5 protein-coding genes are annotated in these 3,671 nt (G+C 64.8%); 4 read left to right on the top strand and 1 reads right to left on the bottom strand.

What is annotated here, in order from left to right; all coding sequences use genetic code 11:
- The 4 genes from rnhB to VIR09_RS09270 all read left to right on the top strand — a co-directional run.
- The coding region (rnhB, locus tag VIR09_RS09285) for a ribonuclease HII (protein ID WP_332012596.1) at positions 1 to 548 on the top strand (548 nt) is incomplete at its 5' end.
- Entirely contained in the window at positions 545 to 1,333 is a 789-nt protein-coding gene (locus tag VIR09_RS09280; RefSeq protein WP_332012595.1) for an RNA methyltransferase, read from the top strand. The genes rnhB and VIR09_RS09280, both read left to right, overlap by 4 nt.
- A 123-nt stretch (positions 1,334 to 1,456) precedes the next feature.
- Positions 1,457 to 1,927, top strand: coding sequence for a DUF2846 domain-containing protein (locus tag VIR09_RS09275; protein ID WP_332012594.1), 471 nt, complete (start codon positions 1,457 to 1,459; stop codon positions 1,925 to 1,927).
- Between the two features lie 94 nt (positions 1,928 to 2,021).
- Positions 2,022 to 2,501 carry a DUF2846 domain-containing protein gene (locus VIR09_RS09270; protein WP_332012593.1) on the top strand — a complete coding sequence of 160 codons (480 nt, stop codon included), beginning with the start codon at positions 2,022 to 2,024 and terminating at the stop codon, positions 2,499 to 2,501.
- A gap of 51 nt (positions 2,502 to 2,552) precedes the next feature.
- On the opposite strand, the gene ppsR is transcribed toward VIR09_RS09270, so the two are convergent.
- The gene (ppsR, locus tag VIR09_RS09265; RefSeq protein ID WP_013393455.1) at positions 2,553 to 3,380 is read right to left on the bottom strand and encodes a posphoenolpyruvate synthetase regulatory kinase/phosphorylase PpsR; all 828 of its coding nucleotides are present in this window, start codon (positions 3,378 to 3,380) and stop codon (positions 2,553 to 2,555) included.
- Between the last annotated feature and the right edge of the window lie 291 nt (positions 3,381 to 3,671).

Raw genomic sequence — 3,671 nt, 5'->3', positions numbered from 1 at the left:
ACGAGGCGGGCCGCGGCCCGCTGGCCGGCGCCGTCTACGCGGCTGCCGTCATCCTGAATCCGGGAAGGCCCATCGCCGGTCTGGCGGATTCCAAGGTGCTCAAGGCGGCCACGCGCGAGGCGCTGGCGCTCGAAATCCAGGAATTCGCATTGGCCTGGTGCATCGCCAGCGCCAGCGTCGCCGAGATCGACAGCATGAACATCCTGCGCGCCACGATGCTGGCCATGCAGCGTGCGGTGCAGGGCTTGTCCACCCTGCCGCAACTGGCGCTGGTGGACGGCAACCAGGCTCCCAAGCTGGGCTGCACGGTGCAGACCGTGATCAAGGGCGACGCCCTGGTACCCGCGATTTCCGCGGCCTCCATCCTCGCCAAGACGGCGCGCGACGCGGACCTGCTGCGCCTGCATGCCCTCTATCCCCAATACGCCTTCGACCAGCACAAGGGCTATGGCACCCCGTTGCATCTGGAGATGCTGCGCGAGCACGGTCCCTGCGCTGAACACCGGCGCAGCTTCGCACCCATCAAGGCCTTCGGCCTGAACTCATGAAGCACATCAGTTCCCGCGACAATCCCGCGGTCAAGGCGCTGGCCAAGCTCGCCGCCACGGCGGGCAAGCGCGGCGCGCCGGTGCTGCTGGACGGCGTGCACCTGTGCCAGGCGTGGCTGCAGCATCACGGCGCGCCCGATCAGGCGATCTTCGACGTGGAACGCTTGTCCCAGCCCGATATCGCGGCGCTGGTGGCCTCCGTGCCGGACCGCGACTGCCTGGCCCTGGACGCGCGGCTGATGCAGTCCCTGGCGGCTGTCGAAAGCGGCCAGGGCGTGGCTTTTCAGGTAACGCCGCCGCTCCTGGACCTGCCCGAGGCCGTGGACGAGAACTGCGTGCTGTTCGACCGCATCCAGGATCCCGGCAATGTCGGCACGCTGCTGCGCACCTGTGCGGCTGCAGGCGTGAAGCGCGTCTTTCTGGCGACGGGCACCGCCGCGGCCTGGTCTCCCAAGGTGCTGCGCAGCGGGCAGGGCGCTCATTTCGCCCTGGCCATCCACGAGCATGTGGATCTGGCCGCCTTGCTGCCCCGGCTGAAAGTGCCGCTGGTGGCGACCGCGCTGGACGGCGCGCGCGACCTGTACGAAGACGGCTTGCCGCAGCGTTGCGCCTGGGTGTTCGGCCACGAAGGCCAGGGCGTGGCCGCGGAGCTGCTTGCGGCCGCGCGCCTCAAGGTCCGCATTCCGCATGACATGGCGGCAGTGGAATCGCTCAATGTGGGCGCCGCAGCAGCGATCTGCCTGTTTGAACAGCGGCGCCAAGCCTTGCGCGGCAAGTTGGGCTGAGCCCCGATCAACTCCTTGTTTCGCCGCTTTTCCGCCGATTGAAGGCACCGTCCCCTGTTTATACTGCCCCGTTTGCCCGAGCCGCGTGGCCGAGTCAGGGCAGGATCGGATCAAGGACGGGACATGAAAAGCTGGGTCAAATCGGGTATTGCCGCGCTGGCCGCGGCGTTGCTGCTGTCTGCATGCGCCGGCCCCCGCTACGGCGACGTGGCGGACCGTATCCCGGCGCTTGAGGCTGCCGAAGGCCGGATCTACTTCTACCAACCCGTGACCTCCAACGGCGACAAGGTCGCGCAACCGGCGATCCTGGTCGACGGCCGCAAGGTCGGGCGCTCGAAGCCCGGTCGCTTCTTCTTCGTGGATCGTGCGCCAGGCGAGGTGGAGGTCATCACCGCCACTGACCGCAAGGAGCGCAGGGACGGGCTCAAGGTTCCGCTCGCTTCCGGACAGACGCGGTATGTGCGCGTGGATGTCGCGGGCGGCAGGCAAATCCTGAAGTTGGAGGCGTCGGGCGACGACGCTGTCCAGGCGATGTCGGACCTGCGGTATTGGGGCGCCGGACGGCGCGAGCGAGAACCGCTGCGTTATGAGTAAAATTACAGTTTGTAGTTTTTAGACTCATAAACACACTTACTCGCATGGGCCGGTCAATTGCATGGCCAGCGAGGCCGACATCGGAGACGATAGAATGAAGCGCAGGTTCAAGATGGTGGCCGCTGCCGTGCTGGGCGCGGCCTTGTTGGCGGGTTGCGGCGGTCCCCGGTACAAGGACGTCGCGAGCGCCATTCCCATCATGGTGCCGGAAACGGGGCGCATCTATTTCTACCAGCCGCCCGCGCCGGTCGGCGTGGTGTCGGGCCAGCCGTACCTGCGGGTCAACGGCGTGAAGGTCGGCCGTTCCAAGCCGGGTAGTTTCTTCTATGTGAACCGGCCCGCCGGCAAGTACGTGATTGATACCCTGCGCGACGATGAAACGCTGTCGTTCACGCTGGCCCCCGGCCAGACCCGCTACGTGCGCCTGAGCATCGAGGGCGTGAGCGGCAATTCGTCCAATATGGGTAGCCAGGAAATGCGCCTGGAAGCGTCCGAATCGACCGCTCAGCAGGAAATGGGGCCGTTGAAATACTGGGGCGCAGGATCGCGCGAACGCGTCAAGCTGCGCCCCTGATCCGGACGGCACGGGCAGCAAGGGCGCGCCATGGGCGCGCCCTTGGCGTTTTCAGCCCCGGTCCAGGCCTACTTCCTGCAACACCGTCGTGGCGATCTCCTCGATCGATTTGGTGGTGCTGGACAGCCAGGAAATGCCTTCGCGGCGCATCATGCGCTCGGCCTCGGCCACTTCGTAGCGGCATTGCTCCAGCTGCGCGTAGCGGCTGTTGGGGCGGCGCTCGTTGCGCACTTCGGCCAGGCGTTCGGGCTGGATCGACAGGCCGAACAGCTTGCCGCGGTGCGGCGCGATGGTCGAGGGCAGGGTGCCGCGCTCGAAATCGTCCGGCGTCAGGGGGAAGTTGGCCGCCTTGATGGCGTACTGCATGGCCAGGTACAGGCTGGTAGGCGTCTTGCCGCAGCGGGACACGCCGACCAGGATCACGTCCGCCTGGTCCAGCTGGTTCACGAACTGGCCGTCGTCATGCGCCAGGCTGAAATTGATGGCGTCGATGCGGTTGCGGTACTTTTCCGAATTGGCCTGCATATGCGAGCGGCCAATGGAATGGCTGGATTTGAGGCCCAGGGCCTGCTCGATATGGCTGACGAAGGTGCCGAACAGATCCAGGAAAACCCCGTTCGCCTGGCGAACCCGCGCCAGGATGTCCGGATTGACCAGGGTGCTGAACACGATCGGGGGGACGCCGGCCTCCAGGGCGCTGCGGTCGATCCGCATGGCCACTTCCGCGGCCTTTTCCAGCGTGTCGACAAAGGGCAGGCGGACAGGCTTGAAATTGACCTCTTCAAACTGCGAAAGCACTGACTGGCTGAAGGTCTCTGCGGTGATGCCGGTACTGTCGGAAACGATGTATACCGTGCGTACGATCGGGGTAGATGTCATGTGTAAAAAATTCCAACCAGGCAGATGGCCGGATGCACTCCACCGAGTACAATCAGGCCCCTATAAGTCACCCCAAGGGCGGTCCAAGGCCAGTTTGGTCAGCGCGTAAATTGGGGCTGTGATCCGACTGTGATCCAGCTTCCTGATGCCTTGACCAAACTCGCTTTCATTCCATTGTAAAAGGTGACTTCAATGTCGTACGTTGTTTTGTTCGAGCAGCTCCGCATGACGGACGTGGACTCGGTAGGAGGCAAGAACGCATCACTAGGCGAAATGATCAGCCAGCTGTCT

The sequence above is a fragment of the Achromobacter sp. genome, assembly GCF_036567245.1.
Lineage (GTDB): Bacteria > Pseudomonadota > Gammaproteobacteria > Burkholderiales > Burkholderiaceae_B > Achromobacter.
This window is presented reverse-complemented; position numbering and strand designations above follow the sequence as displayed.